The sequence below is a fragment of the Roseomonas sp. TF40 genome, assembly GCF_057219975.1.
In genome coordinates, this window is sequence record NZ_JBXVVR010000012.1 from 19,387 (window position 1) to 42,603 (window position 23,217).

The 23,217-nt window shown below is 71.2% G+C and carries 20 protein-coding genes; 9 read left to right on the plus strand and 11 right to left on the minus strand.

What is annotated here, in order from left to right; genetic code table 11:
* Window positions 1-15: 15 nt before the first annotated feature.
* A complete protein-coding gene (locus AC2D9U_RS23245; RefSeq protein WP_484753732.1) occupies window positions 16-858 on the minus strand; it encodes a class I SAM-dependent methyltransferase in 843 nt (280 codons plus the stop codon).
* A gap of 101 nt (window positions 859-959) precedes the next feature.
* On the opposite strand from AC2D9U_RS23245, the gene AC2D9U_RS23250 reads away from it, so the two are divergent.
* Entirely contained in the window at window positions 960-1,604 is a 645-nt protein-coding gene (locus tag AC2D9U_RS23250; protein WP_484753734.1) for a VOC family protein, read from the plus strand.
* A 160-nt stretch (window positions 1,605-1,764) separates the two neighbouring features.
* Here the strand turns inward: AC2D9U_RS23250 and AC2D9U_RS23255 are convergent, their stop codons facing one another.
* The gene (locus AC2D9U_RS23255) at window positions 1,765-2,364 is read right to left on the minus strand and encodes a class I SAM-dependent methyltransferase (protein WP_484753736.1); all 600 of its coding nucleotides are present in this window, start codon (window positions 2,362-2,364) and stop codon (window positions 1,765-1,767) included.
* Window positions 2,365-2,471: 107 nt separating this feature from the next.
* On the opposite strand from AC2D9U_RS23255, the gene AC2D9U_RS23260 reads away from it, so the two are divergent.
* The gene (locus AC2D9U_RS23260; protein WP_484753738.1) at window positions 2,472-3,878 is read left to right on the plus strand and encodes a PleD family two-component system response regulator; all 1,407 of its coding nucleotides are present in this window, start codon (window positions 2,472-2,474) and stop codon (window positions 3,876-3,878) included.
* Between the two features lie 203 nt (window positions 3,879-4,081).
* On the opposite strand, the gene rpmG is transcribed toward AC2D9U_RS23260, so the two are convergent.
* From rpmG to AC2D9U_RS23295, 7 genes are all read right to left on the minus strand, one after another.
* Window positions 4,082-4,255 carry a 50S ribosomal protein L33 gene (rpmG, locus tag AC2D9U_RS23265; protein WP_484753740.1) on the minus strand — a complete coding sequence of 58 codons (174 nt, stop codon included), beginning with the start codon at window positions 4,253-4,255 and terminating at the stop codon, window positions 4,082-4,084.
* 73 nt (window positions 4,256-4,328) lie between these two features.
* On the minus strand, window positions 4,329-5,738 hold the full coding sequence (locus AC2D9U_RS23270) for a S41 family peptidase (protein WP_484753742.1): 1,410 nt from the start codon (window positions 5,736-5,738) through the stop codon (window positions 4,329-4,331).
* A gap of 86 nt (window positions 5,739-5,824) precedes the next feature.
* Entirely contained in the window at window positions 5,825-8,071 is a 2,247-nt protein-coding gene (rnr, locus tag AC2D9U_RS23275; protein WP_484753744.1) for a ribonuclease R, read from the minus strand.
* A gap of 1 nt (window position 8,072) precedes the next feature.
* Window positions 8,073-10,811, minus strand: coding sequence for a type I DNA topoisomerase (gene topA / locus AC2D9U_RS23280; RefSeq protein WP_484753746.1), 2,739 nt, complete (start codon window positions 10,809-10,811; stop codon window positions 8,073-8,075).
* Window positions 10,812-10,850: 39 nt separating this feature from the next.
* Window positions 10,851-11,948, minus strand: a complete 1,098-nt coding sequence (gene dprA, locus AC2D9U_RS23285) for a DNA-processing protein DprA (RefSeq protein ID WP_484753748.1) — start codon at window positions 11,946-11,948, stop codon at window positions 10,851-10,853.
* A 1-nt stretch (window position 11,949) separates the two neighbouring features.
* Entirely contained in the window at window positions 11,950-12,534 is a 585-nt protein-coding gene (plsY, locus tag AC2D9U_RS23290; RefSeq protein ID WP_484753750.1) for a glycerol-3-phosphate 1-O-acyltransferase PlsY, read from the minus strand.
* The gene (locus AC2D9U_RS23295) at window positions 12,531-13,808 is read right to left on the minus strand and encodes a dihydroorotase (RefSeq protein ID WP_484753752.1); all 1,278 of its coding nucleotides are present in this window, start codon (window positions 13,806-13,808) and stop codon (window positions 12,531-12,533) included. Before AC2D9U_RS23295 ends, plsY begins: the two co-directional genes overlap by 4 nt.
* Before the next feature lie 106 nt (window positions 13,809-13,914).
* On the opposite strand from AC2D9U_RS23295, the gene AC2D9U_RS23300 reads away from it, so the two are divergent.
* The 3 genes from AC2D9U_RS23300 (at window position 13,915) to AC2D9U_RS23310 (ending at window position 17,353) form a co-directional block, all read left to right on the plus strand.
* On the plus strand, window positions 13,915-14,886 hold the full coding sequence (locus AC2D9U_RS23300) for a Bug family tripartite tricarboxylate transporter substrate binding protein (protein WP_484753754.1): 972 nt from the start codon (window positions 13,915-13,917) through the stop codon (window positions 14,884-14,886).
* Window positions 14,887-14,948: 62 nt separating this feature from the next.
* Window positions 14,949-16,379: a DUF3300 domain-containing protein gene (locus tag AC2D9U_RS23305; RefSeq protein WP_484753756.1), complete on the plus strand. Its 1,431-nt coding sequence runs from the start codon at window positions 14,949-14,951 to the stop codon at window positions 16,377-16,379.
* 11 nt (window positions 16,380-16,390) lie between these two features.
* Window positions 16,391-17,353: a DUF2950 domain-containing protein gene (locus AC2D9U_RS23310; RefSeq protein WP_484753758.1), complete on the plus strand. Its 963-nt coding sequence runs from the start codon at window positions 16,391-16,393 to the stop codon at window positions 17,351-17,353.
* Here the strand turns inward: AC2D9U_RS23310 and AC2D9U_RS23315 are convergent.
* Together AC2D9U_RS23315 and ruvX are read right to left on the minus strand one after the other, a co-directional pair.
* Window positions 17,350-18,288 carry an aspartate carbamoyltransferase catalytic subunit gene (locus tag AC2D9U_RS23315; RefSeq protein ID WP_484753760.1) on the minus strand — a complete coding sequence of 313 codons (939 nt, stop codon included), beginning with the start codon at window positions 18,286-18,288 and terminating at the stop codon, window positions 17,350-17,352. The genes AC2D9U_RS23310 and AC2D9U_RS23315 overlap by 4 nt on opposite strands.
* 30 nt (window positions 18,289-18,318) lie before the next feature.
* The gene (gene ruvX, locus AC2D9U_RS23320) at window positions 18,319-18,786 is read right to left on the minus strand and encodes a Holliday junction resolvase RuvX (RefSeq protein ID WP_484753762.1); all 468 of its coding nucleotides are present in this window, start codon (window positions 18,784-18,786) and stop codon (window positions 18,319-18,321) included.
* A 67-nt stretch (window positions 18,787-18,853) separates the two neighbouring features.
* Here ruvX and gatC point away from each other — a divergent pair, with 67 nt between their 5' ends.
* Genes gatC through AC2D9U_RS23340 form a run of 4 tightly spaced genes read left to right on the plus strand, consistent with a single transcriptional unit; the run spans window position 18,854 to window position 23,199 of the window.
* Window positions 18,854-19,150, plus strand: coding sequence for an Asp-tRNA(Asn)/Glu-tRNA(Gln) amidotransferase subunit GatC (gatC, locus tag AC2D9U_RS23325; protein ID WP_484753764.1), 297 nt, complete (start codon window positions 18,854-18,856; stop codon window positions 19,148-19,150).
* Window positions 19,150-20,631: an Asp-tRNA(Asn)/Glu-tRNA(Gln) amidotransferase subunit GatA gene (gene gatA, locus AC2D9U_RS23330; RefSeq protein ID WP_484753766.1), complete on the plus strand. Its 1,482-nt coding sequence runs from the start codon at window positions 19,150-19,152 to the stop codon at window positions 20,629-20,631. The genes gatC and gatA overlap by 1 nt, the downstream gene beginning before the upstream one ends.
* Complete coding sequence (gene gatB / locus AC2D9U_RS23335) at window positions 20,628-22,076, plus strand: Asp-tRNA(Asn)/Glu-tRNA(Gln) amidotransferase subunit GatB (protein WP_484753768.1); 1,449 nt, start codon at window positions 20,628-20,630, stop codon at window positions 22,074-22,076. Before gatA ends, gatB begins: the two co-directional genes overlap by 4 nt.
* Window positions 22,077-22,092: 16 nt before the next feature.
* The gene (locus AC2D9U_RS23340; RefSeq protein ID WP_484753770.1) at window positions 22,093-23,199 is read left to right on the plus strand and encodes an AI-2E family transporter; all 1,107 of its coding nucleotides are present in this window, start codon (window positions 22,093-22,095) and stop codon (window positions 23,197-23,199) included.
* Window positions 23,200-23,217: the final 18 nt, after the last annotated feature.

Here is a 23,217-nt window from a genome sequence, read left to right on the forward strand (position 1 = left end):
GCGCGCGCGGCGCCCCTACTTTCTTTGCACCACCAGCACCGCCTGGAAGAAGCGCGTCGGGTCATCGACGTATTCGCGGACGGTGAACCATTCCGACCAGTGCCGCTCGACATAGCCGAGCGGCACGGCGGCATCGCCATAGAATTCGGACGCGAAATCACCCGACACGCCGGTCGGCAGGAAGGCGATCTCGCCATTGTCGAAGCGCCGCTTCAACTCCGGCACCTGCGGCGCGAAGGGCAGCAACTGCTTCGCCCAGCCATCCTGCGTGTCGGGCGGGATGGACGCCACATGGTCCAGGAAGCGCCGCGGCTCGAGCGTGAGCGCGAAGACCCCGCCCGGGCGCAGCACTCGCGCGATCTCCGCCAGCCAGTGCAGATGCGGCTTCTCGGGCAGATGCGTGAAGACAGAATAGGCGATGACCACATCCATCGTCGCATCGGCATAGGGCAGGCGGCCATTCTGGTAGAGCCGGTCCACCGTGCCCGGCACGCCGAGCGCACGGCAGAGTTCCACCGCCTCCTCGCCCACATCGGCGCCGAACAGGCCGCGCGCGCCGACATCGCGCCAGAAATAGCGCATGAAGCGGCCCCAGCCGCAGCCGAAATCCAGCAGCTTGTGCCCGCGCGTCAGGGCGATGCCCAGCGCATGGGCGCGCGCCTTCACCAGCGCGTGGAAGCGCGAGGCCTCCTTCAGCGTGTCGGCATAGTCGGTGCCGACATAGCGGCGCTGCACATCCCCTTGTGGGAAGCCAGGGAAGCGCACGCCATCGATCTCGCGCGTCTCGATGCTGCGCATCAGCAGCTTGAGCCAGGCCTCGTCGTCGAGCGCCATCATCGCCGGGGTCAGGTCGTTCATCGCAAAGCTTCCCATGCGCCTCTGCGACAGCCGTGTGCCACGGCAGGGAGGCTTGCCGCCACCCCCGGCGGGGGCGATGCTCGCACATCAGGAGGACTGAGATGGCGGAGATCGACCATATCGTGATCGGCGCCCGCACCCTGGCGGAGGGGGCGGCCTTCATCGAGTCGCATCTGGGCGTCGCGCCGCAGCCGGGCGGGCAGCACCAGGGCATCGGCACGCACAACATGCTGCTCGGCCTCGGCCCCGATTGCTATCTCGAGGTCATCGCCGCCGATCCCGCCCAGCCCACCCCCGCCCATCCCCGGCCCTTCGACCTGGATGATCCCGGGCTCGCGATGATGCTGGAAGCCGGGCCGCGGCTGATCGCCTGGGTGGCCCGCACCCTGGCACTGGAGGCGGTGGTCGCGCGCCTCGGCAGCAGCCATGCGGGGGAGATCAGGCCCTGGTCGCGCGGCGCGCTGTCCTGGCGCATGGCGATGCCGCCGCAGCGCCAGGATATGCAGAACCTGATCCCGTCCCTGATCCAGTGGGATGACGGCAAGGGCGCGGCGCCGCGCCTGCCGGATTCCGGCTGCCGCCTGCTGGCGCTGGAAGCCGAACACCCCGACCCCGGCGTGCTGCGCGCAGCGCTGGCGCAGCGCGGGCTGGAGGAGGCGGTGCGGGTGAAGCCGAGCCCCCATGCCCGGCTTATCGCGCGGCTGCGCGGCCCCGAGGGGCGGGAGAGTGTGCTGGCAAGTGCCTGATCTTGAAACCCGATCGCGCCCACGCGAGAATTTCTTTGCAAATGGGTGGGCGGCCACGCGCGAAGCGTGCAGCCCACATGCTAGACTCGCGACGTCACAGATCGGGACGGGTCCGGGTGGTGCGACACGGATGGACAGGGACTTGCGGTTGAAGGCGATGTCAGCGGGCGGGGGTGTAGCGCCAGACACTGGCCGGCGGGAAGTTGCGCGGCGTCCAGGCCTCGCGCTTTGCCTGCAGTCCCAGCGTCCGGTGCGGCAAGGGCGAGGTGATGCAGTAGCTGTAGAGCAGGAAGCCACGTCCGGGTGCCACGGCCTCGACAGCCTCGACGAAGCGGCGCTGCTGTTCCAGCGGCAGCATGACCAGCGGGATGCCGCAGATCGCGGTGCCGACCTTGCCGTGCAGCCGCTCGGGCAGGTCGCGCGCCAGTTCGAAGGCGTCACCCTGGATGACGTTCACGCCTGGCAGGACGCGGCGCAGATGCTCGGCCATGTCGGGAACGATCTCCACCACCACCAGTCGTTCGGGCGGCACGCCGGCGGCGAGCAGGGCGCGGGAGATCACACCGGTCCCGGCGCCCAGTTCCACGACGACCTCGTCCTCCGCATGGCTGACCAGGGCCGCGATCCGGCGGCAAAGGCTGGGCGAGGAGGGGATGATGGAGCCCATCTGCAGCGGGTTGGCGAGCCACCGGCGAAAGAAAAGTCCGGCGTTGGCGACCTGTCTTTGCGGACCGATCGAATCGGCGGCGAAATCCGACATAATTTGTTCCTTGACAAATTGATGACAATGTGCATGTCACCTTCGAATCTGGTTGTAGCCGAAGCCGTGCGCTTTCGCCAAATCCCCCGCCACGCGGGGGGTGGCGCATGACCGCCCGCGTCCTCGTCGTCGACGACATCTCGGCCAATCTCCGCCTGCTCGAGGCGAAGCTCCTGCACGAGTATTACGAGGTCTCCCTCGCCGCCTCCGGCCCCGAGGCGCTCGCTACCGTGCAGCGCTGGATGCCTGATGTCGTGCTGCTCGACGTCATGATGCCGGGCATGGACGGCTATGAGGTCTGCCGCCGTCTCAAGGCCCAGCCCAACACCGCCCATATCCCTGTCGTGATGATCACCGCGCTCACCGACGCCGCCGAGCGCGTGCGCGGGCTTGAGGCCGGGGCGGATGACTTCCTCTCCAAGCCGGTGGACGACGCGACGCTCTTCGCCCGGCTGCGCGCCCTGCTGCGCATGAAGCAGGTGCTGGATGCCTGGCGCCTGCGCGCCGAGACCGCGCGCGACCTGGGCTTCGAGCCCCCGCCCAGCCCCTCGCCCAGCGTGGCGGGCGCGCGCGCCCTGGTGATCAACGAGAATGGCGGCGAGGCGACCGAGCTTGCCGCCATCCTGGCCGCCGATGGCGTCGATGTCTCGGTCTCCGACTCCTCGACCGAGGCCTGGGACCTGCTGGCCGACGGGCTGTTCGACGTGGTGCTGCTCAGCCTCTCGCTCGATGGTGGGGATGCGCTGCGCCTCGCCTCGCGGCTGCGCGCGCAATCGGTGACGCGCGACGTGCCGGTGCTGCTGGTGGCGGATCCGGGCCAGAAGGGCCTGGTGCTGCGCGGCTTCGACCTCGGCGCCAACGACCATGTGCTGCGCCCGGTCGATCCCAACGAACTGCGTGCGCGCGTGCGCAACCAGATCCGCCGCAAGCGCTACCAGGAAAGGCTGCGCGCCGATCTCGACCGCTCGCTCGAAATGGCGGTGACGGACCCGCTGACCGGGTTGCGGAACCGCCGTTACGCGAAGCGCCACCTGGAGGGCGTGCTGCGCAATGCCGGCGCGGCCGTGCTGCTGCTGGATGTCGATCGCTTCAAGGCGGTGAACGACACGCATGGCCATGCCGCCGGCGACATCGTGCTGCGGGAAGTGGCGGATCGGGTGCGCGGCCACCTGCGCGCCGCCGATGTGGTGGCGCGCTATGGCGGGGAGGAGTTCCTGGTGGTGATGACTGCCGCCACCGCCGAGGACGGCGCCCTGGTGGCTGAGCGTCTGCGGGCCGCCATTGCGGCGCTGCCGGTGCAGGCCGACGGCAAGACCTTGCACATCACCGCCAGCGTCGGCGTGGCGGCGGGCGGTATCGGCGCGCAGAGCGACGATGTGGTGGCGGCCGCGGACACGGCGCTCTATCGCGCGAAGAACAATGGTCGCAACCGCGTCGAGGTCGCACGGCGTGAGGATTGGGCACCCAACGCCGAGCGTGGCAAGCCCGCCAAGCCACGCACCGATCGGCAATAGCTCGTGCTGCGTTCAAGTGAACGCGGTCAGCCTCCGGCGCTTTCTCAAATACCTAGGTGATCTTGATGTGGAAGAATGCCGATCGGCGGCGCCTGATCGCTGACGGGGCGGGCGCCGGGACGACAACGAAAAGCCGGCCAGGACGCGCGCGTCCGGCCGGCTCCAGGCCTGCATGACGCGGCGGATGACCCCGCCGCGATGCCTTACTTGATCTTCGACTCGCGGAAAATCACGTGCTTGCGCGCCACCGGGTCGTACTTCTTCAGCTCGAGCTTGCCCGTGGCGTTCCGGGTGTTCTTCTTGGTGACGTAGAAATAGCCGGTCGAGGGCTCGGCCGTGCTCACCAGCTTGATCAGGATCGTATTGGCCTTGGCCATCTTCAGGGTTCCAGCGCGCGAAATGGGGCGCGGGCGCACCATGAGGCGCGCCCGGCAAGGGGCCGCACAATAGTCACGGCGGCGTCGCGGTCAAGCCGCCAAGCGCTGTTCGATAGCTTGTCGGGTTGTCGATCAGCGCCCGCGCGGCGGTCAGGTCCGCACTGCGGCCCTCGGCGGGCGGGCAGGCGCCGCGGAGCGCGGTGACCTCGCTGGCCAGGACCGGCGCGCGGGCCGCGCGTTGGCGGGCCAGCGCCGCCCCCATCGGCGCCTCGCCACGGCTGAGCTGGGCCAGGGCGCGGGACAGCGCCTCCGGCCCCAGGCTGGTGCACAGCGCCGGCAGCACGCCCAGCCCCTGGATCGGCCAGCCGGCGGGCGAGAGCACGCGCGACCAGCTGACCAGCAGCTCGGCCTCGTTCGGCAGGGGCGCCACGAGCTGGATCAGCCCCTTGCCGGTGGTCGCACTGCCCACCACCACGGCGCGGCCGCGCTCCATCAGCCCGGCCGCCACGATCTCGGCCGCCGAGGCGGTGCGGCCATCGACCAGCACCACCACCGGCCGGCCACGCGCCAGATCCTGCCCGCCGGCCTCGTAGCTGCGATTCGCGTCCGGGTGCCGGCCCTCGGTGCGCGCCACCTCGCCCGCGGCGAGGAAGGCGTCGGCGACGGCGATGGCATTGCCCAGCAGCCCGCCGCGATTGCCGCGCAGGTCCAGCACCACGCCGCGCGGTGCGCGCCCGGCGAAGCCATCCACCAGCACCTGCGCAAGGCGCCGGTCCGTCACGGTGGAGAAGCCCGAGACGCGCACCCAGAGGATGTTGTCCCGCGTGTCGGCCTGCACCGTCTCGGGCACCACCAGCTCGCGCCGCAGCGTCACCTCCCGGCTGCGGCCGCCGCGCAGCAGGGTGAGCGTGACCTCCGATTCCTCGGGCCCTTCCAGCAGCGTCGCGGCGCGGCCGGGATCAGCGCCGTCCACCGGCTGGTTGTCCACCTCCACCAGCCGGTCGCCCGTGCGGATGCCCGCCGCCGCCGCCGGGCCGCCGCGGGTGATGGAGACCATGACGAGGTGCGGCCCGCGCGCCGCCACGCGCAGGCCGAGACTCGACTGGCCGACGCGGCGTTCGCGCGACTCGCGCGCCTCGGCGGCGGTGACGTAGCGGCTATAGGGGTCGAGGTGGTTGAACAGTTCGTCGAAGCCATTGGCGATCAGCCGCTCCGCCCCGGCGCGCTGCACGGCCGTCGAGACACCCCAGGCGGCCTCGTAGAGGCGGGTGAGCGTGGCGGCGATGGCGGCCCCGCCATCTTCCTGCGGCGCCCGCCCCGCGAGGGGGGGCGGGGCGCGGGCGATGATGCGCTCATCGAGCAGCAATTGCAGTTCCTGGCCCTGGCGGCGCGCGGTGAATCGCGGATCCAGCACCGTGACGCCGCGCAGCGACCACAGCGCGAGGTCGGCCGGGGGCGCGGCCTCCAGGTGCCGTTCCAGCACCACGGCGTGGCTGCGCGCCAGGACAGGTTCGATCTGGGCGCGGGGGAAGGCGGTCTCGCTCGCGGCCGGCGCGGCGAGCAGCAGGCTCAGCGCCGCCGCGAGGAAGCCCTGGTGCGCGGCCCGCGCGATCCGCCGCCACGGGGCGCGCCCTGCATCATCTGGAACACCATGCCGCCCGTGCGCGGCGTTGCCTCGGCAAGCCGCACCTCGACCGCCTGGCCGAGGCTGAAGGTCAAACCCGTCTTCTGACCGGTCATCGCGTGACCGGCCTCGTCCAACTGCCATCTGTCGTCCGGTAGTGCGGCGAAGGGGACGATGCCGCTCGCCCCGTTCTCCTCTACTGTCACGAAGAGGCCGAAGCGTGTCACCCCCGAAATCCGCGCATCGAACATGTTGCCGACGCGTGTGGCCATGAAAGCAGCCAGATAGCGGTCCACCGCATCGCGCTCGGCGGCCGCGGCGCGGCGCTCGGTGGCGGTGATGTGCTCGGCCGTGTCGGGGAAGCGCGCCGTCTCGGCATCGCTCAGCGCCCCGGGGCCGAGCTTCAGCCCCGCGATCAGCGCGCGATGCACCAGCAGGTCGGCATAGCGCCGGATCGGGCTGGTGAAATGCGCGTAGCGGGCCAGCGACAGACCGAAATGGCCGAGATTGTCCGGCGCATAGGCGGCCTGGGACTGGCTGCGCAGCACGGTTTCGTTGACCAGCCGCTCCTCGGGCTTGTCCTTCACCGCCGCCAGAATCCCGGAAAAGTCGCGCGGGTGCAGCCGGTCGCGCTGCGGCAGCTTCAGGCCGATCCCCTCCAGGAATTGCCGCAGCGATTCGAGCTTCGCGTCCGAGGGGCGGTCATGCACGCGATACATGCAGGGCTGGTGCAGGCGTTCCAGCTCGGTCGCGGCGCAGACATTGGCGGCGACCATGAATTCCTCGATCAGCCGGTGCGAATCGAGTCGCGCGCGCGGCACCACGCCCAGCACCTTGCCCTCGGGCGAGAGCAGCACGCGCCGTTCCGGCAGGTCGAGCTCCAGCGTGCCGCGCCGGGCGCGGTCCTTCAGGAAGGCGTGGAAGGCGCCGTAGAGATGGCCGATCAGCTCTTCCGGCACGCCCTCGGGCAGCGGGCCACCCTCGCGCGCCGCCTGCACCTGCTCATAGGTGCACCGCGCGGCGGAGCGCATGATGCCGCGCCCGAAGCGGTGGCCCTGCAGGCCGCCCCCGGCATCGATCCGCATCTCGACGAAGAGGCAGCCGCGATCCTCCTTCGGCCGCAGGCTGCACCAGCCATTCGACAGCGCCTCGGGCAGCATGGGCACGACGCGATCGGGGAAGTAGACGCTGTTGCCGCGCGCCCAGGCCTCGCGGTCGAGCGCGCTGTCGGGCTTCACGTAATGCGCGACATCGGCGATGGCGACGAGGCAGCGCCAGCCGGTACCGTCAGGCTCCGCCCAGACCGCGTCGTCGAAGTCGCGCGCATCCTCGCCATCGATGGTGATGAGGGGGATGGCGCGCAGATCCTCGCGCCCGCGCTTCGTCACGCCCTTGGCGCGCTCGGCCTCGGCCAGCGCCTCGGCGGGGAAGACATCGGGGATGCCATGGGCGTGGATGCAGACCAGGGAGACGCTCTTCGGCTCGCCCATCCGGCCCAGCACCTCAGCGATGCGCGCCGGGCGGGCGCCGAAATGCCGGGTGCTGGGCAGGGGCTCGGCCAGCACGATGTCGCCAGGCCGCGCGCCGTTGAGGTGTTCGCCCGGCACCTGCCACTCGCCGCGCTGGCGGCGGTCGGTGGGGATGATGTGGCCTTCCTCATAGACGCCGAGGATGCGCGTGGCGGTGGCGGCGGCGATGCGCTTGAAGGTGCGCCCCTCATACTTGTTGGCGCCGATGAATTTGAGGCGCGCGAGCACGCGCTCCTTCGGCGCGAGTGCGGGCTGGCCCTTCGGCTCGCGCGCCATGTAGACCACCGGCGGCGGGCCCTTGGCCGGGTCCCACTGAATCGGGCGCGCGATGGGGTCGCCATCGGCGTCGGTGCCGATCACCTCCACCACCGTCATGTCGGGCAGGCGGTCGGGTGCGGCGATTCCCTTGCGGCCCACGGGGGCGGCCTGGCCGCTCTCCTTCAGGCTCCGCAGCAACTCACGCAGCGCCGGGCGCTGCTCGGTGGTCAGGCCGAAATGCCGGGCGATGTCGGATTTGCCGACCCGCCCCGGCGCGGCCTGCAGGAAGGCCCGCAGCTCCGCGCGCGAGGGCAGGGCCGGCGGCGCCGCAGCGGGCGCCTTGCGACGCGGAAGCCTGGCCTTCGACGCGGGCTTGCCCTTGGGCGGGGGGCCGCGCCGGACCATCTCAGCCCGCCTTCTTGGCGGCGGGCTTCTTTGCCGGGGCCTTCTTCGCGGCCGGCTTCTTGGTTGCCGGCTTCTTGGCGGCAGCCTTCTTGACCGGGGCTTTCTTCGCCACCGGCGCGGCCTCGGTGGCGGGTTTGGCGGCGGCCTTCTTCGCCGGCGCCTTCTTCCCCTTGGCGCCGCCGCGGGGCGGCAATTCCTTGCCCTTCTCGGCGAGCAGCTTCACCGCCTCTTCCAGCGTGGCCTCTTCCATCTCCAGGCCGCGCGGCAGGTTGGCGATCATCTTGCCGTGCATCGCATAGGGGCCGAAGCGGCCCTTGCGGATCTCGACCGGTGCGCCGTCCTTCGGATGCACCCCGAGCAGCCGCACCTTGGCGCGCGCCTTGGCCAGCAGCTCCATGGCGCGGTTCATGCCGAGCGCCAGCACCTCATCGCCCGGCTCGAGCGACTGGTAGATGCTGCCGAGCCGCACATAAGGGCCGAAGCGCCCGATCCCGGCGGTGATCTCCTCGCCCGTCTCCGGGTCGCGCCCGATCACGCGGGGCAGGGAGAGCAGTGCGAGCGCATCCTCCAGCGTCAGCGTATCCGCGTTCATGTCGCGCGTGAGGCTGGCGCGCCGCGGCTTGGTCGGCTTGCCCTTCTCATCCGTGCCGGCCTCGCCCTGCTGGACATAGACGCCATAGGGGCCGCGCCGCACCGTGACGGGCTGGCCGGTGACCGGATCCACGCCCAGCTCGCGCGGGCCGTCGGAGAGGCTGGAACCGGCCTCGCCCTCCGCGCCGGGCGCGATCAGCGGGCGGGTGTAGCGGCATTCGGGATAGTTCGAGCAGCCGATGAAGGCCCCCGTGCGCCCCAGCCGCAGGCCGAGCCGGCCATTGGCGCAGGAGGGGCAGGTGCGCGCATCGCCCTGGCCCTCGCGCTCGGGGAAGAAATGCGGCCCCAGATCGGCATCGAGCCGATCGATCACGTCGCTGATCTTGAGGTCTTTCGTTGCCGCGATAGCTCGTGAAAATTCCTCCCAGAAGGCGCGCATCACGGCGCGCCAATCGGCCTGGCCGCCCGAGATGTCGTCGAGCTTCTCCTCCATGCCCGCGGTGAAGCCGGTGTCCACATAGCGTTCGAAGAAGGCCATGAGGAAGGCGGTGACGAGCCGCCCGCGGTCCTCCGGCACGAAGCGTCGCTTGTCGAGCTTCACATAGTCGCGGTCCTGCAGCACCTGCAGGATCGAGGCATAGGTGGAGGGCCGGCCGATGCCGAGCTCCTCCAGCCGCTTCACCAGCGTGGCCTCCGAATAGCGCGGCGGGGGCTGGGTGAAATGCTGGTTCGCGATGGCGGGGCCGCTGCGCTTCAGCGCATCGCGCTCGCGCATCGGGGGCAGGGTGCGGCTGTCCTCATCCTCGGCGGCGCCGGGGGCAAGGATGCCGGCGCGCGCATCGGCGGCGCGATCATCCTCATCCTCGCGGTAGAGGCGCAGGAAGCCGTCGAAGGCGATGACCGAGCCATTGGCGCGCAGCTTCGTCTTGCCGCTCGGCTCGACGATCTCGACCGCCGTCTGGTCGATCTCGGCCGATTGCATCTGGCTGGCCACCGCGCGCTTCCAGACGAGTTCGTAGAGCTTGCGCTGCCGGTCATCGAGGAAGCGGGCGACCTGCTCGGGCGTGCGGGTCACGTCGGTGGGGCGGATGGCCTCATGCGCTTCCTGCGCGTTCTTGGCCTTGGAGGAATATTCGCGCGGCGCGCCGGGCAGATAGTCCGGCCCGAAGCTCGCCTTCACATGGTCGCGGATGGCGAAGATCGCCTCGCGCGCCATCTGCACGCCATCGGTACGCATATAGGTGATGAGGCCGACGGTCTCGCCGCCGATCTCCACCCCTTCATAGAGCTGCTGTGCCACGCGCATCGCCGCCTGCGCGCCCATGCCGAGCTTGCGCGAGGCCTCCATCTGCAGCGTGGAGGTGGTGAAGGGCGGCGGCGGGTTTCTGCGGGATCGCTTCTTCTCGACGCTGGCGACCGAGAACTGCCCGGCTTCGACGGCAGCCTTGGCGCGCATGGCGCTGGCTTCGTCCGGCAGGTCGAACTGGTCGAGCTTCCTGCCGTCCAGATGCGTCAGCCGCGCCCCGAACAGCGCGCCGGCCGGGGTCGCGAAGCGGGCCTCCACGGTCCAGTATTCGCGTGCGCGGAAGGCCTCGATCTCGGATTCCCGCTCGCAGATCAGGCGGAGCGCGACCGACTGCACCCGGCCCGCGCTGCGGCTGCCCGGCAGCTTGCGCCAGAGCACGGGCGAGAGGTTGAAGCCCACCAGGTAGTCGAGCGCGCGGCGCGCCAGATAGGCGTCGATCAGCGGCACGTCGAGCGCGCGCGGATGCGCCACCGCATGCTGCACGGCGCGCTTGGTGATCTCGTTGAAGGTGATGCGGTTGACCTGCACGCCCTTCAGCGCGCCGCGCCGGGCCAGCATGTCCTGCACATGCCAGGAGATCGCCTCGCCCTCCCGGTCCGGGTCGGTGGCGAGGAAGAGGCGCTTGGCGCCCTTCAGCGCCTTGGCGATGGCGCCGACCTGGCGGTCGCCGCGCTCATCGGCCTCCCAATCCATGGCGAAGTCTTCCTCCGGCCGGACGGACCCGTCCTTGGGCGGCAGGTCGCGCACATGGCCGAAGGAGGCGAGGACGGTGAAGTCCCCCCCCAGATACTTGTTGATGGTCTTGGCCTTGGCCGGGCTCTCGACCACGACGACATCGGGCATGTTTTCGCCAATTTGCTGCGGGAGGGCGCCGAAGGCAGCTCAGCCCGCCGACCGTGCCACCCGGTTGCCGGGCAGGCTCTCCACCAGACCGGACATCTCCAGGTCCAGCAGGATTGCCTGCACGGTTGGCGTCGAGAGGTGGCAGCGCCGGGCGAGGTCGTCAACCGCTACCGGGGCGGTGCCAATCATTTCAAGCACTTTGCCCTGGTCGCCCGGAGGCGATTCAACCTCGGATTGTGCATCTTCCGGCGGATCTGCCTGCCAGGAGAGGCGGAACAGGGGGGCCTCGCGCGGCGCGGCGGGCAGATGGGCCAGGATATCCTCGGCCGTCTCGGTGATGTGCGCGCCCTGCCGGATCAGGTCGTTCGCGCCCGCCGCGCGCGGGTCCCGCGGGCTGCCGGGCACGGCGAAGACCTCCCGCGAGGCCTCGAGCGCGAGGCGCGCGGTGATGAGGCTGCCCGAGCGCAGCGCGGCCTCCACCACCACCAGGCCCAGCACCAGCCCGGCGACGATGCGGTTGCGGCGCGGGAAGTGGCGCGCCTGGGGCGCGGTGCCGAGCGGGGCCTCCGCGATCACGGCGCCGCCCTCCGCCACGATGCGGTCCATGAGCCCGGCATTCTCCGGCGGGTAGGGGGTGTCGAGCCCGCCGGCGAAGACCGCGATGGTGCGCCCATGCGCGTTCAGCGCGCCCTGATGCGCCGCCGTGTCGATGCCGCGCGCGAAGCCCGAGGTCACCACCACCCCCGCCATGGTCAGACCCGCCGCGAGATCCTCCGCGATGCGCAGCCCGGTGGCGGAGGCCGCGCGCGCGCCGACCACGCCGACCTGCCGGCGCTTCAGCACCTCGGCCGCGCCGAGCACCGCCAGCACCGGCGGCGGATCCGTGAGCTGGGCAAGCAGCGGCGGGTAGTCGGGATCCTCGAGGAACAGGAAGCGCCCGCCCAGGGCGGCCAGGGCGGCCATCTCACGCTCGGCCTCCGCGAGCGGGGCAGGCACCAGCACGCGCCCGCTGCGCGAGGCGATGCCGGGCAGGGCCGCGAGGGCCGCTTCGGCGCTGCCATGGCGCTGGATCAGGCGCTGGTAGCCGCTGGGGCCGACGCCCTCTGTCCGGGCCAGGCGAAGCCGGGCCAGCGACATGTCAGGCCTTGCGCCCGATCTTCGGCTCGGTGCCGGCCAGCAGCCGCTCGATGTTCGGCCGGTGGCGCCAGATGATGAGGCCCGCCAGGACGAAGGCCGCGAGCGCCAGGTCCCAGGAGCCGAAGATCAGCGCGAGGATCGGCGCCACCACGCAGCCCGCCAGGGCGCTGGCCGAGGAGATGCGGGTGAGGAAGGCGGTGGCGAGCCAGACCGCCAGCACCGCCACGCCCAGCCACCAGGCGGCGGCGAACATAACCCCCGCCCCCGTCGCCACGCCCTTGCCGCCCTTGAAGCCGAGCCAGACGGGGAAGGCATGCCCCGCCATGGCCGCCACGCCGGCGACGAGGCCGGCCTGCTCGCCCCACAGGCCCTGGGCGATCAGCAGCGCCACCGCGCCCTTCGCCGCATCCAGCGCGAGCGTGGCCGCGGCCAGCGCCTTGTTGCCGGTGCGCAGCACATTGGTCGCGCCGATATTGCCCGAGCCGATGGCGCGGATATCGCCCAGCCCCGCCGCGCGCGTCAGCAGCAGCCCATAGGGCACCGAGCCGAGGAGGTAGCCGAGCAGCGCGGCGAGGATCAGGCTCATGCGCCGAACACCCGTCGGCCGGCCTTCCAGGTGCCGATCACCCGTCCCTCCAGCGCGCGGCCATCGAAGGGCGTGTTCTGCGCCTTGCCCGGCAGCCTGCCCGAGTTCACCTGCCAGCCACGCTCAAGGTCGAACAGCACGAGGTCCGCGGGGGCACCCTTGGCGAGGGTGCCGACCGGAAGCCCCAGCAGCGCGGCCGGGCGCGCGGTCAGCAGCGCCAGCGCCTGCATCAGCGACAGATCACCCGCATGGACGCGCGCCAGCGTCACGGCCAGCAGCGTGGCGAGCCCCGCGCCGCCGGCCTCCGCCTGGGTGAAGGGCAGGCGCTTGTCGTCGGCATCATGCGGCTGGTGGTCCGAGGCGATGGCATCGATCGTGCCATCGGCCAGCCCCGCCACCACCGCCAGCCGGTCGGCCTCCGCGCGCAGGGGCGGGGAGAGCTTGGCATAGGTGCGATACTCGCCGATCGCCGTCTCGTTCAGGTCGAAATAGGGCGGCGCGGTATCGCAGGTCACGCGAAGCCCCTCCGCCTTGGCGGCGCGGATGAGGTCGAGCGCCGCGCCGGTGCTGACATGGGCGAAATGCACATGCCCGCCGGTCAGGCGGGCCAGCGCGATGTCGCGCGCCACCATCATCGATTCCGCCGCCGCCGGGATGCCCGGCAGGCCCATGCGTGTCGCGCGCTCGCCCTCGGTCGCCGCGCCATTCGCGGCGAGGGAGGGATCTTCCGGATGCTGTACGATGAAGCTGCCGAAGGCGCGGGCGTAGGAAAGGGCCAGGCGCATCAGCTTCGCGCTTGCGATGGCGCGCCTGCCATCGGTGAAGGCGATGGCGCCTGCCTCCTGCAACAGGCCGAACTCGGCAAGGTCCTTGCCCGCGCAGCTGGCGGTGGCGGCGCCATAGGGCAGGATGGAGAGGCTGCCGGTGATCTCGCCGCGCCGGATCAGGAACTGCACCAGGGCGGCGTCGTCGATCGGCGGGTCGGTGTCGGGCAGGGCGCAGAGCGTGGTGATGCCCCCCGCTGCGGCGGCCTGCGCGGCGGAGGCCACGGTCTCGCGGTGCTCGAAACCCGGTTCGCCGAGCGAGGCGCGCATATCCACCAGCCCGGGCGCCAGAATTGCCCCGGCGGCATCCACCACCGTGGCACCATCCGGCCGGCCGAGATTGGCGCCATGGTCGAGGATCACGCCGTCGCGCAGCAGCAGCGCCCCCGGCGCATCAAGGCCGGAACCAGGGTCGATCAGGCGGGCGTTGAGGATCAGGGTCGCGCTCATCGTCCCTCTTATAGCCCGCGCCGCGAGTCCCGCCACCGCTGGCGAAGGCATGGCGCGGCGCTGCGAGGGGCGTAAGCTCGCATCCTCGCTGCGTGAGGTCCGCCCGATGTTCCGCCGTTCCCTGCTCACCCTGCCCGCTGCCCTGTTGCCCATGCCGGCGATGGCCCAAGCGCCCTGGCCCACCAGGCCCGTGCGCATCGTCGTGCCCTTCGCGGCCGGGGGCAGCACCGATGTCTCCACGCGCATGCTGGCGCCGCGAATCCAGCAGATCCTGGGTCAGCCCGTGGTGATCGAGAATCGCGGCGGCGCGGGCGGCACCATCGGCTCGGACAGCGTCGCCAAGGCCGCACCCGATGGCAGCACCTTCCTGATGGGCACGATCTCGACCCATGTGCTCGCGGTCGGGCTCTACGGCCCGCGCCTGCCCTATGACCCGGAGCGTGACTTCATCGCCGTCGCGCCCACGGTGCTGGTGCCGATCTGCATCACCATCCACCCCTCCCTGGGCGTGACCGACCTCGCCGGGTTGGTGGCGCTGCTCAAGGCCAATCCCGGCCGCTACGCCTATGGCACGGGTGGGGCGGGCGGTTCGGCGCATATCGGCGCGGTCGCCTTCCTCAACGCCATCGGGGCGGAGGCGACGCATGTGCCCTATCGCGGCAGCGCGCCCATGCTGGCGGACATGCTGGCCGGGCAGGTGGCGATCTGCTTCGACACGCCGGCGCTGATCGCACCCCATCATGCAAGCGGCCGGTTGCGCTGCCTCGCTGTCGCCACCGCCGCGCGCTCGCCCCTCATGCCCGATGTGCCGACCGCGGCCGAGGCCGGGCTGCCGGGCTACAAGGCCTATTCCTGGTTCGGGCTCTTCGCCCCCGCCGGCACGCCGCCCGCCATCGTCGCCCGGATGAACGAGGCGGTGCGCGGCGCGCTGCTGGAACCCGCGACCCGCGCGCGGCTGATGGAACAGGATCTGCCGCCGATCCTGGAAGGCAGCCCGGCCGAATTCGCCGCCTTCCTGCGGCGCGAACTCGCCGAATGGGTGCCGGTGGTGCGCGCCAGCGGCGCGACCGCCGATTGAAGGACCATTGCCTCCCGCCCGGGAGGGTCTATCGTCCCGGCAAGACACAAGGGGAGGGCGTGATGCCCCGGACGCCACGCGCTGCCCTGGAGCAGCCCGCCCGATGGCGGCGCCTTGCGCTGCTGCTGCTGGCGGGGAGTGTCGGTGTCGCGGGCCTTGGCGTGCCGCATGGCTCCTTGGCGCAGGGCGTGCCCCAGGCCACGCCGCAACCGGTGCAGGTGGCCAATGACGACGCGCCGCTGAGCCAGCCGCAGCTCGAACAGCTGCTCGCGCCCATCGCGCTCTTCCCCGACGACCTGCTGATGCAGATGCTGATGGCGGCGACCTACCCGCTCGAGGTGGTGCAGGCCGAGCGCTGGCTGCGCCAGGGCCAGAACGCGCAATTGCAGGGCGATGCCCTTGCCACCGCGCTGCAGGCCCAGCCCTGGGACCCTTCGGTGAAGTCGCTCACCCCTTTTCCCGATCTGCTCAAGATGATGAGCGAGCAGCTCGACTGGACGCAGCAACTTGGCGATGCGGTGCTGGCGCAACAGACGGATGTGCTCAACACCATCCAGGTGCTGCGCGGGCGCGCCCATGCGGCGGGCCAGTTGCAGACGGGGCCGCAGCACACCATCGCCATCGCCCCGTCCGAGGCCGCGCCCCAGGCCGCCAGCGTGGTCGTGGTGCAGGCGCCGCCCCAGGTGATCACCATCGCGCCGACCAACCCGACCGTCGTCTATGTGCCGGTCTATGACCCGAACGTCGTCTTCGGCCCCTGGCCGCACACGACCTACCCGCCCGCCACTTTCCCGCCGCCGCCCGGCCAGGCCATCGCGACGGCGCTGCTGACCGGCATGGCCTTCGCCGCCGGGGCGGCGATCGTGGGGTCGCTCTGGGGCTGGGGCTCGCCCAATTGGGGCCGCGGCAGCGTCAATGTGAACGTCAACCGCTACAACAACATCAACGTCAACCGCGCGCAGATCAACAACAACGTCTGGCGGCACGACAGCACGCATCGCGGCGGCGTCGCCTATCGCAACACCGAGGTGAACAACCGCTATCGCGGCGCCAATGCACCCGGCAACCGCGCCGACAGCCGCGAGCAGTTCCGCGGCCGCGTCGAGCAGGCTGAGCGTGGCGGCGGCATCGCGGCGGGGCCGCGTGAGCCGGTGCGTCCCGGCACGCCGGCCCAACGCCCGGCCGAACGCCCGGTCCAGCGCCCCGAGCCCGGCGCACAGCGGCCGGGCGGCGCGGATCGCCCCAACCTCGCCAACCGGCCGACGACGCGCCCGGCCACGCCGGCCCCCGCGCCGGCACGCACGCCCCCCGCGCTGCGCGACCAGGGGCAGGGCCGCGACGTCCGCGCCGCCGCCGAGCGCGGCGCCGCCAGCCGCGAGGCCCAGCCGCGCCCCGCCCAAGCTCGCCCGACTCCGGGGCGCGAGGCCCCCGCGCGACAGCAGGGTGGCGGCGGGCGAGGCGGCGGCGAGGGTCTTCGCGGCGGGCGGGGTTAGGGAAGATGTCCATGCGCAGCCTGCTCGCCCTGGCCGGTCTCGGCCTGCTGCTCGCCAGCCCCGCCGCCCTCGCCCAGGCCACGCCGGAGCCCGCCCCGCCAGCAGCCGAGGCGCCGCGCCCGCCAACGCCGCCGCAGAATTTCCGCTCGGCGGAGGAGGGCTTCGCGGCCCTCGCCGCCGCCATCGCCGCGCATGATGAGCGCGCGCTGCTGCGGATCCTGGGCGAATCCGCGCAGCGGCTGATCCGCTCGGGCGATCCGGTGGCCGATCGCGCGGCGCGGGAGCGCTTCGCGGCCTCCTACGCCGCGCGCAACAGTATCACCTTGCCAACGCCGGACCGGGCCGAGTTGCAGACCGGCGCGGATGACTGGCCCTTCCCGATCCCGATGGTCCGGCGCGGGGCGCAATGGCGCTTCGATGCGCGGCTCGGCGGGCAGGCGATCCTGGACCGCCGCATCGGGCGTAACGAACTCGACACCATCGAGACGCTGCGCGCCATCGCCGATGCGCAGGTGGAGTATGCCCGCACGGTGGGCCGCCAGGGCGCCTTCCGTGCCTATGCCCGCCGCTTCTTCTCCACCGCCGGGCAGCGCGACGGGCTGTACTGGCCGAGTGCGGCGGGCGAGGCGCCGAGCCCGCTCGGCCCGCTGGTCGCGGCGGCGAGCCTGGGCGGCTATGCGCGCAGCGCGGATGGCACGCCCACGCCGGTGCATGGCTACCTGTTCCGCATCCTGGAGGCGCAGGGGCCCGCCGCACCGGGCGGGGCGCGCTCCTTCCTCGTGAACGGGCGGATGATCGGCGGCTTCGCGGTGCTGGCGATCCCGGCGCAGCACGGCAATTCGGGCATCATGAGCTTCATGATCAGCCATGACGGCGTGGTCTGGCAGCGCGACCTCGGCCCGCAGACGGCGCGGATCGCGCGCGGCATCACCGCCTTCGACCCCGGCGAGGGGTGGGTGGCGCTGCCGGATTAGCGGTTGCGCGGCAGCTTGCGCGAGAGCACGTCGAGCACCGCCATGCGGACCGCGACGCCCATCTCCACCTGCTCGCCGATCACGCTCCGCGCCGGGTCGTCGGCGATGGCGCTGTCGATCTCCACGCCGCGATTCATCGGGCCCGGATGCATGACGATGGCATCGGGCTTGGCATAGGCCAGCTTCTCGGCATCCAGCCCGTAGAAGCGGAAAAACTCCCGCGCGGAGGGCACAAGCCCGCCGGTCATGCGTTCCTTCTGCAGGCGCAGCATCATCACGACATCGGCGTCGGCCAGGCCGCGCTTCATGTCGTGGAAGACCTCCACGCCGAGCCGTGCGGCCTCGGCCGGGATCAGCGTCGGCGGGCCGACGATGCGCACGCGCGAGTTCATGGCCAGCAGCAGGTGCATGTTGCTGCGTGCGACGCGCGAATGCAGCACATCGCCGCAGATCGCCACCGTCAGCCCCTCCAGCCGGCCCTTGTGGCGGCGGATGGTCAGCGCATCCAGCAGCGCCTGGGTCGGGTGCTCATGCGTGCCGTCGCCGGCATTGATCACGGCCGCATCCACCTTCTGGCTCAGCAGCGCCGGCGCGCCGGACTGGCCGTGGCGGATCACCAGCAGATCCGTATGCATGGCGTTCAGCGTGCTGGCGGTGTCCAGCAGCGTCTCGCCCTTGTTCACCGAGCTGGTGGACACGCTCATGTTCACGATGTCCGCACCCAGCCGCTTGCCGGCGAGTTCGAAGCTGGTGCGGGTGCGGGTGCTGTCCTCGAAGAAGAGGTTGATCAGCGTGCGGCCCTTCAGCAGGTCGCGCTGGGTTTTCCCCTGGCGGTTCAGCAGGGCGTAGTTCTCGGCGAGGTCGAGCAGGTCCGCGATATAGGGCGGCTCGAGCCCCTCGATGGCCAGCAGATGACGGTGCGGGAAGGGGAACATGCGCGGACTCGGCTGAACTGTCGCGGGAACTTAGCCGGGCGCGCGGCTGGCATCCAGGGCGGCCTGGAGCATGTAGGCCGCGGCCGCGGCATCCACGGCCTTGGCCCGCTTCGCGCGCGTCACATCGGCCTCGATCATCGCCCGGTTGACGGCCGCCGAGGACAGCCGCTCATCCCAGAAGGCGATGGGCAGGCCCGTGGCCTCCGACAGGGCGCGGCCGAAATCCTTGGCGGCCTGGGCAGCGGGGCCGAAGCTGCCATCCATGGAAAGCGGCAGGCCCATCACCAGCCCGCCCGCGCCTTCCCTTGCCGCGATGGCGCCGATCTCGGCCGCGAGCCGCGCCAGCTTGCCCCGCGGCAGGGCGCCGTAGGGGGAGGCCAGCATCAGCGAGACATCGCTCAGCGCCACCCCCACCAGCTTCGACCCCGGATCGAGGCCGATGAGCCGGGCATGGCGGGGCAGGGCGTCGCGCAGATCGCGCATGTTGAAGACTGTCATGCCCGCCGTTATGGTCCGCCCCCGCCCTTCCGGCAAATCCAGTCTTTTCAAGGATTTTCGTTCGTCCATGTCCCTCGACACCGCGACCATAAGGCGCATCGCCGCCCTCGCGCGCCTCCGGCTGGAGGATCATGAGGTCAGCCAGGCGCAGGCCGAGATCAACGGCATCCTGGGCTGGATCGAGCAATTGCAGGCCGTGGACACCGACGGCGTGGAGCCGATGGCCGGGGGCAGCGCCACCGCGCTCGCCGCCGCGCCGCTCCGCGCCGACGCCGTGACCGATGGCGGCCAGGCCGATGCGGTGCTGGCCAATGCGCCGGACCGGCAGGGCCAGTATTTCGGCGTGCCGAAGGTGGTCGAGTGATGCGCGCGACGGATCTCACCCTCAAGGGCGCGCTGGAGGCGCTCGACGCGAAGCGGATCAGCAGCGTGGAACTCACGCAGGCGCACCTCGATGGCATCGCCCGGCTGAACCCGCGGCTCAACGCCTACATCACCGTGACCGCCGAGCGCGCGCTGGCGCAGGCCGCGGCCGCCGATGCGCGGCGCGCGAAGGGCGAGGCGCGGCCGCTCGAAGGCATTCCGCTCGCCATCAAGGATCTGTTCTGCACGGCGGGCACCGAGACCACGGCGGGCAGCCGCATCCTCAAGGGCTTCGTGCCGCCCTATGAGAGCACGGTGAGCCAGAAGCTGCTGGATGACGGCGCCGTCTTCCTTGGCAAGGCCAATCTCGACGAATTCGCCATGGGTTCGTCGAACACCACCAGCGCGAGCGGGCCGGTGGAAAATCCCTGGTCGCGCGCCAATGATCCCGAGACGCGGCTTGTCCCCGGCGGGTCCTCCGGCGGCTCGGCGGCGGCGGTGGCGGCGCGCCTGGCGCTGGGCGCGACGGCGACCGATACGGGGGGCTCCATCCGCCAGCCGGCCGCCTTCTGCGGCATCGCCGGCATCAAGCCGACCTATGGGCGCTGCTCGCGCTTCGGCATCGTCGCCTTCGCCTCCTCGCTCGACCAGGCGGGGCCGGTGGCGCGCACGGTGGAGGATACGGCGATCCTGCTGCGCTCCATGTCCGGCTACGACCCGAAGGACAGCACCAGCGCGAACCTGCCCGTGCCCGATTTCGCCGCCGCCTGCGCGCGCGGCGTGAAGGGCCTGCGCATCGGCGTGCCGCGCGAATACCGGCTCGACGGCATGGCGCCCGAGATCGAGGCGCTGTGGCAGCAGGGCCTCGCCTGGCTGCGCGAGGCCGGCGCCGAGACGGTGGAGATCAGCCTGCCGCACACGAAATACGCGCTGCCCACCTACTACATCGTCGCCCCGGCCGAGGCCTCTTCCAACCTCGCGCGCTATGATGGCGTGCGCTTCGGCACGCGCGTGACGGAGCCGAATTCCGACCTGCGCGACCTCTATGAGCGCACCCGCGCCGCCGGCTTCGGCGCCGAGGTGCGCCGGCGCATCATGATCGGCACCTATGTGCTGAGTGCCGGCTATTACGACGCCTACTACCTCAAGGCGCAGAAGGTGCGCGCGCTGATCCGCCGCGATTTCGAGCAGGCCTTCCAGATGGTGGATGCGATCGTCACCCCCGCCACGCCCTCGGCCGCCTTCGGCCTGGAGGAGAAGCAGGACGACCCGGTGACGATGTATCTGAACGACGTCTTCACCGTCACCGCGAACCTCGCCGGGCTTCCGGGTCTCGCCGTGCCGGCGGGGCTCGACGCGCAGGGCCTGCCGCTCGGGCTGCAGGTGATCGGCCGCGCCTTCGACGAGGAATCGGTCTTCGCCGTCGGCGCCGCCATCGAGCGTTCGGCCAACTTCACCGCGCTGCCGGGGATGCGCGCATGAGCTACACCATCGAAGGCCGCACCGGCCCCTGGGAGATCGTCGTGGGCCTCGAGGTCCATGCCCAGGTCATCAGCGAATCGAAACTGTTCAGCGGTGCCGCCACCGCCTTCGGCGCCGAGCCGAACAGCCAGGTGAGCTTCATCGATGCCGGCTTCCCCGGCATGCTGCCCGTGATCAACCGCGAATGCGTGGCCCAGGCCGTGCGCACGGGTCTCGGGCTCAACGCCAAGGTCAATCTCTGGTCGCGCTTCGACCGCAAGAACTATTTCTACGCCGACCTGCCGCAGGGCTATCAGATCAGCCAGTTCGCCCACCCGATCATCGGCGAGGGCGCGGTCGAGATCACGCTCTCCGACGGCAGCACCAAGACCATCGGCATCACGCGCCTGCATCTGGAGCAGGATGCCGGCAAGTCGCTGCACGACCAGCACCCGTCCAAGAGCTTCATCGACCTCAACCGCTCGGGCGTGGCGCTGATGGAGATCGTGAGCGAGCCCGACATGCGCTCCCCCGAGGAAGCCGGCGCCTATCTCACCAAGCTGCGCCAGATCCTGCGCTATCTCGGCACCTGCGACGGCAACATGGACGAGGGCTCGATGCGCGCCGACGTCAATGTCTCCGTCCGCAAGGCGGGCGAGGGCTATCGCACACGCTGCGAGGTGAAGAACGTGAATTCCATCCGCTTCGTCATGCAGGCGGTGGAGGCCGAGGCGCGGCGCCAGATCGAGGTCTGGGAAGAGGGCGGCACGGTCGAGCAGGAAACCCGCCTGTTCGAACCGGCGCGGGGCATCACGCGCTCCATGCGCAGCAAGGAAGACGCGCATGACTACCGCTACTTCCCCGAGCCCGACCTTCCGCCGCTGGTCCTGGACGCGGATTGGGTGGAATCGCTCAAGGCGGCGCTGCCCGAACTGCCCGATGCGCGGCGCGCGCGCTATGTCGCGATGGGCCTCAGCCCCTATGACGCGCATGTGCTGACGCTGGAGAAGGAAACGGCTGCCTTCTTCGAGGAAGTCGCGCGCGGCCGTGATGCGAAGATGGCGGCGAACTGGGTGACGGGCGACTATTTCGCCGCGCTCAACCGGCTCAAGCGCTCGGTCAGCGACAGCCCGGTGAGTGCCGCCCATCTCGGCGCGCTGCTCGACCTCATCAGCGACCGCACACTCTCCGGCAAGCTCGCCAAGGAGGTCTTCGAGGCGATGCTCGAAGCCGATGAACCGCCGGCCTCCATCGTCGAGAAGCGTGGCCTGCGCCAGGTGACCGATACGGGCGCGATCGAGGCCGCGGTCGATGCCGTGCTCGCCGCGAATGCCGACAAGATCGCGCAGTATCACGCCGGCAAGGTGACGCTGTTCGGCTTCTTCGTGGGCCAGGTGATGAAGGCCATGCAGGGCAAGGGCAACCCGGCCCTGGTGAATGAGGTCGTCAAGCGCAAGCTTGGCTGAACAAGGAGGACGGGCGATGGATGAACAGCAGCCACCGCCCGCCGCCGCGCCGGGGCCGGGCAGCATCGGCGCCACGGTGGAGCGCGGCCTGGCCCTCGTGCTCGTGGCCGCGGTGGTGCTCGGCGTGCTCGCCACGCTGCAGCCCTTCGCGACCGCGATCCTGTTCGGCTCGATCCTCGCCATCGCGCTCTGGCCGCTGCGCGTGATGCTGGTGGCGCGCGGCTTCCGCCCCGGCCGCGCGGCCACGCTGCTGCTGCTGCTGGTGCTCGCCGCCATCATCCTGCCGCTGCTGGCCGTCGCGCCCGGTCTGGTTGCCGCCATCGAGGGGGGAGCGACCACGGCGCGCGCCATGATCGCCGCCGCCCCCGCCACGCCGCCGGCCTGGATCGGCGATCTGCCGATGGTGGGCGGGTGGATCGTCGGGAAATGGACGCATCTGGCCGCCAACCAAAGCGAGATCGGCCCCCTCGTCGCGCCCTATGTCGGGCGGATCCAGAGCGTGCTGATCAGCGTTGCCACGGGCCTGCTCGACAGCACGCTGCAGATGTTGCTGGCGCTGGTCGTCGCCACCATGGTCTGGAGCAGCGGCGAGGTGATCGGCAAGGCGCTGACGCATGGCGCGGTGCGCCTGGGCGGGCCGACCGGCGCGGCGGCGCTGGAAGCCGCCGCCGGCGCGGTGCGCTCGGTCGCCTATGGCGTGGTCGGCACCTCCGTCCTGCAGGGTGTGCTGGCGGGCATCGGCTTCGCCATCGCGGGCGTGCCGGCGGCGGCGCTGCTGGGCTTCCTCACGCTCGTCTTCTCCATCAGCCAGGTGCTGGGCCCGCTCGTGGTCGTCACCTGGGCCGGCGCGGCGTGGTGGCTCTATGATGGCGGCAGCACGGGCTGGGCGATCTTCATGGCGCTCTGGGGCGCCATCGCCGTCTCCAGCGGCGACAACGTGCTGCGCCCGCTGCTGATCAAGCGCGGCGTGGAGATGCCGCTCTCCCTCATCATCCTGGGCGTCTTCGGCGGCTTCGTGGCCTTCGGCTTCCTGGGCCTCTTCATCGGCCCGACCATGCTGGCGGTGGGCCTCGTGATGCTGCGCGCCTGGCAGGCGAACGGCCAACGCGCGACGGTTTCATGACGGTTTCGTGAACGGGTT

Coding starts and splice junctions, on each gene's coding strand:
- AC2D9U_RS23245 (WP_484753732.1), bottom strand. CDS start 858: ATGAACGACCTGACCCCGGCGATGATGGCGCTCGACGACGAGGCCTGG.
- AC2D9U_RS23250 (WP_484753734.1), top strand. CDS start 960: ATGGCGGAGATCGACCATATCGTGATCGGCGCCCGCACCCTGGCGGAG.
- AC2D9U_RS23255 (WP_484753736.1), bottom strand. CDS start 2,364: ATGTCGGATTTCGCCGCCGATTCGATCGGTCCGCAAAGACAGGTCGCC.
- AC2D9U_RS23260 (WP_484753738.1), top strand. CDS start 2,472: ATGACCGCCCGCGTCCTCGTCGTCGACGACATCTCGGCCAATCTCCGC.
- rpmG (WP_484753740.1), bottom strand. CDS start 4,255: ATGGCCAAGGCCAATACGATCCTGATCAAGCTGGTGAGCACGGCCGAG.
- rnr (WP_484753744.1), bottom strand. CDS start 8,071: ATGGTCCGGCGCGGCCCCCCGCCCAAGGGCAAGCCCGCGTCGAAGGCC.
- topA (WP_484753746.1), bottom strand. CDS start 10,811: ATGCCCGATGTCGTCGTGGTCGAGAGCCCGGCCAAGGCCAAGACCATC.
- dprA (WP_484753748.1), bottom strand. CDS start 11,948: ATGTCGCTGGCCCGGCTTCGCCTGGCCCGGACAGAGGGCGTCGGCCCC.
- plsY (WP_484753750.1), bottom strand. CDS start 12,534: ATGAGCCTGATCCTCGCCGCGCTGCTCGGCTACCTCCTCGGCTCGGTG.
- AC2D9U_RS23295 (WP_484753752.1), bottom strand. CDS start 13,808: ATGAGCGCGACCCTGATCCTCAACGCCCGCCTGATCGACCCTGGTTCC.
- AC2D9U_RS23300 (WP_484753754.1), top strand. CDS start 13,915: ATGTTCCGCCGTTCCCTGCTCACCCTGCCCGCTGCCCTGTTGCCCATG.
- AC2D9U_RS23305 (WP_484753756.1), top strand. CDS start 14,949: ATGCCCCGGACGCCACGCGCTGCCCTGGAGCAGCCCGCCCGATGGCGG.
- AC2D9U_RS23310 (WP_484753758.1), top strand. CDS start 16,391: ATGCGCAGCCTGCTCGCCCTGGCCGGTCTCGGCCTGCTGCTCGCCAGC.
- AC2D9U_RS23315 (WP_484753760.1), bottom strand. CDS start 18,288: ATGTTCCCCTTCCCGCACCGTCATCTGCTGGCCATCGAGGGGCTCGAG.
- ruvX (WP_484753762.1), bottom strand. CDS start 18,786: ATGACAGTCTTCAACATGCGCGATCTGCGCGACGCCCTGCCCCGCCAT.
- gatC (WP_484753764.1), top strand. CDS start 18,854: ATGTCCCTCGACACCGCGACCATAAGGCGCATCGCCGCCCTCGCGCGC.
- gatA (WP_484753766.1), top strand. CDS start 19,150: ATGCGCGCGACGGATCTCACCCTCAAGGGCGCGCTGGAGGCGCTCGAC.
- gatB (WP_484753768.1), top strand. CDS start 20,628: ATGAGCTACACCATCGAAGGCCGCACCGGCCCCTGGGAGATCGTCGTG.
- AC2D9U_RS23340 (WP_484753770.1), top strand. CDS start 22,093: ATGGATGAACAGCAGCCACCGCCCGCCGCCGCGCCGGGGCCGGGCAGC.